At 31.4% G+C, this 3,081-nt stretch carries 3 protein-coding genes; all 3 read left to right on the top strand.

All coding sequences use genetic code 11. The features are described from left to right. Positions 1-13: 13 nt before the first annotated feature. Positions 14-151 carry a phage major tail tube protein gene (locus WBG30_RS06865; protein WP_424503903.1) on the top strand — a complete coding sequence of 46 codons (138 nt, stop codon included), beginning with the start codon at positions 14-16 and terminating at the stop codon, positions 149-151. A 352-nt stretch (positions 152-503) separates the two neighbouring features. Continuing rightward, the gene (locus tag WBG30_RS06860; protein WP_424503902.1) at positions 504-884 is read left to right on the top strand and encodes a phage tail assembly protein; all 381 of its coding nucleotides are present in this window, start codon (positions 504-506) and stop codon (positions 882-884) included. Positions 885-1,019: 135 nt separating this feature from the next. Beyond that, a partial coding sequence (locus tag WBG30_RS06855) for a phage tail tape measure protein (RefSeq protein WP_424503901.1) occupies positions 1,020-3,081 on the top strand: 2,062 nt, incomplete at its 3' end.

Raw genomic sequence — 3,081 nt, 5'->3', positions numbered from 1 at the left:
AACTGCTAAAGCTATGGACACTGAGGCGGAATTTGAAGTAATCAGTATAAGAATATTTATTGATGAGATCCCAACACTTCATATAGATAAACTAAACAATAAATTTGTAGTAGATGGAATTAATTATTTAGAAGATGATGATTTTTTATAAAAAAAAGCAAGAAGCTCTAGAATAGTCCAAACTAGAGGTTCTTGCAGAGTGCTATAAATGAATATAACACCAAAACTTTTTAGAAGACCCTCAAATACGAGAATGAGGGTAGACTTTGAAGGTTGTAATAGTAATCCCTAATATTAATTACTATTACAATGTTATTATAACTACAATAAAGTAAGAAAGTCAAATAAAAAATAAGAAGTCCTCATACAGTCAACGAGAACTCCTTATTTAGGAGATGAATAACTATTGAGCATTGAAGTTATTACAATATTATTATAACTACAATAGAGTAAAAAAGTCAAATTAAAATTAAATAAAAGTAACTTAAAAAGTGGAGGGGAAAATGAAAGAAAAAAATGAAATATCTAAAGAAGATCAAGTAGAAAAACAAGAAGAGATAAAAAAAGTTAAAAAAAAGAGTGAAATAGAAATAAAAAATGAAATCATAATAATTACTTTGGGAGATCCTATCAGTTTTAATGATCAAAAAATAGAGAAATTAGAATTAGATTTTAATTCCCTTACTGGAGTAGATATCTGTGATGCTGAAAGTGATGCATTAGGAAGGTTCTATACTCCTTTACCAGATACAAACTATTCAACTGCATATCAAGCAGCTATTGCAGCTAAAGCTTCAGGAATACCATTTGAAGCAATATTAGAGCTAAAATCTAAAGATTTTAAAACGGTGACAGAATGTACCAAGGGTTTCTTACTAGGATAGATCTCAACTCAAAAAAAAAGATTAAGGATTTAAGAGAGTCTATCCTAATGGCAGGAAAACTAACAAAAAGTGGGGCGGATTTTTTCTATAAAATGCGATTAAATGAATTGGTTAATTGGTTGGAGGCGATACCTAGTGAGTAATAGAGATTTTATATTAAAAATTGGAGGAAAGCTAGATCCCTCCTTAACCAAAAGTTTTAATCAAAGTTCAAAAGAAGTAAAAAAACTTAGCGATCATATGAAAAAAGTTAAAGATATAAATTTTGCTAAAAATTCTGAAGAGGTTAGAAAATTAAGTAGTGAATTGAAAACTCTTAAAACTACAAGTCGTGAGATCTCAAAGTTAGAAGAGAAGAGTAAAAAACTAGAAATTCAATTCACTAACGGTAGAAAAACTTATTCAGAACAGCAAAGATCTTTATTTGAGCTAACTAAGAAAACAAAAGATTTGAAGAATGCTTTGGAGAAAACATCTCAACCTACTAAGAAAATGGTTAATGAATTCCAAAAAGCTAAATTAGCTGAAGATAAATTAAGAGCCAGTACAGAAAAAGAAAGAAAATCTTTAACCGATATGATGCGTAAAATGAAATCAGTTAAACAGGAATCAAATAAATACGGTAAAAGTCAAGAAGAACTATCTAAACAAATAAGCCAGGTCTCAAAGAGACAAAATACCTTAGCTAGAAGTAATGAGATGACTAAAAGATATAAGGAGCAAATCCGGTTATCTAAAGAGATGAAAAAAGCCTTACACCAGGAGAACCAGGAAAGATTTAAAAAATTTAAAAAATTTAGAGATTCTAATAAAGAAAAAGGAAGAAATTCTCTTTATAGAGGAGTTGGACAAGCAGTAGCTCTAGGTGTAGGAGTTAAATTTGCAATAGATGATGAGTCAGCCTTTGCAGATGTAAAGAAAACTACAGGATTACAAGGAAAAGAAGCTCTTAAATTTAAAAGAGATATTCTAAGTGCTACTAAGGAGTTACCTCTATTCAATAATCAAATTTATGATATTGCAGCAGCAGCAGGTCAAGCCGGTATAAAGATGAATGAGCTAACAAAATTTACTAAAGATACTGCAATGGTATCAGTAGCCTTTGATATGGATACAGGTCAAGCAGGCGATATGTTAGCTACTTGGAGGCAATCATTTAAAATGACTCAAGGTGAAGTAGTTGAACTAGCTGATAAAATGAACTATTTAGGAGCTAAGATAAAAGCTTCTCCTGCACAGATTGCTGAACTAACCACAAGAATCGGAAGTTTAGGTAAGATAGCTAATTTTTCTGAAGCAGAAACAGCAGCACTAGGAGGAACTTTAGTAGCATTAGGAGTGTCAGATACTGGAAGAGCAGCTACAGGATTACAAAAAGTATTTACTACTTTAAGCGCAGGGGCTTCAGCTAGTGGAGATAAACTAAAAGCTTTACAAAAGTTAGGATTAGATCCAGTAGATCTAAGTATGGAATTACAAGATAACGCTACCGGAACCATGTTTAAAGTATTTCAACAGATAAAAGAACTAGATAAATCTGAACAACTAGCAGTAACTAAGCAGCTATTTGGTGAAGAAGCACTAACTACAGTTCCACTTTTAACAGATAATTTAAAATTTTTAGGAGAGAACTTAAAATTAGTTAAAGACAAATCAGGCTATTCTGGTAGTTCAATGTCAGAGCTAAAAAATAAGATGGACACAACTGCCAGTTCAATGAAAGTAGCTATTAGGTCTAGTAGACAATTAGTTATGTCATTTACTAGTTTAATGTTACCTGCTATTAAAAGTACTACAACCGGTATAACTTCTTTAACTGATGGGATTAATTCCTTTACAGAAAATCATCCAGGAATGTCTAAAGCAGTAGCTTATGGTATTACAGGATTAGTAGGATTAAGATTAGCTTCAGGTGGAGCCAGATTAGGACTAGAGCAAGTATTTAAAATGAAAGATGACTATAAGGCATTTATGTCTGCAGGTAAAAAAATAAAAGAATGGAAACAATGGGGTCCAGTTATTTCAGGAAGTAAATCTAAATTTAAATCACTATTTACTGGAATTAAAATCCATGGTGGAACTGCTTTTAATTTCTTAACTACTAATAGTAAGAAATCCTTTGAAGCTTTAAAAGCAGGTGCTTCTATTGCAGGTACAGGTTTTAAAACTTTAGGAAATGGGATGTTATCTTTGGGTA

Origin of the sequence: Psychrilyobacter sp. (genome assembly GCF_049671765.1) — a bacterium.
Taxonomy (GTDB): Bacteria; Fusobacteriota; Fusobacteriia; order Fusobacteriales; family Fusobacteriaceae; genus Psychrilyobacter.
This window is presented reverse-complemented; position numbering and strand designations above follow the sequence as displayed.

Bases quoted from the DNA above. Each gene is read 5' to 3' on its own strand.
- WBG30_RS06860 (WP_424503902.1), top strand. From the start codon at position 504: ATGAAAGAAAAAAATGAAATATCTAAAGAAGATCAAGTAGAAAAACAA.
- WBG30_RS06865 (WP_424503903.1), top strand. From the start codon at position 14: ATGGACACTGAGGCGGAATTTGAAGTAATCAGTATAAGAATATTTATT.